The following is a 351-nucleotide window of genomic DNA, read 5'->3' as shown; positions in this document are numbered from 1 at the left end:
AATGATGTGGTGCGCACGCTGGAAGGATTAACACCCGAAGGCAAACCGCACGTTGTCATTGCACACACCACCAAAGGGGCCGGGATCTCCTTTATTCAGGGCCGCCCGGAATGGCATCACCGTGTGCCAAAAGGAGAAGAAATTGAACTGGCGCTGGAGGAACTGAAAGATGCGTAATAGCGAACACCTCGCCACCGTGATGGTGAACACGTTAATTGCCGCAGTCAAACGCGGGATGGATGTTGTGCCCGTCGTGGCCGACTCAACATCAACAGCTAAAATCGCCCCATTTATACAGGAATTTCCCGGCCGTCTGGTCAACGTAGGTATTGCCGAACAGACGCTGGTCGG

The 351-nt window shown here is 54.1% G+C and carries 2 pseudogenes; both read left to right on the top strand.

Annotated features, from left to right (window positions below):
• Positions 1-177 (top strand): annotated as a pseudogene (locus FDX22_RS31525) (transketolase); the annotation flags it as partial.
• Positions 170-351, top strand: a pseudogene (locus FDX22_RS20120) (transketolase family protein); the annotation flags it as partial. The pseudogenes FDX22_RS31525 and FDX22_RS20120, both read left to right, overlap by 8 nt.

It is taken from the genome of Citrobacter sp. TBCS-14 (assembly GCF_005280805.1).
In the GTDB taxonomy this organism is placed as follows: domain Bacteria; phylum Pseudomonadota; class Gammaproteobacteria; order Enterobacterales; family Enterobacteriaceae; genus Citrobacter; species Citrobacter gillenii.
This window is presented reverse-complemented; position numbering and strand designations above follow the sequence as displayed.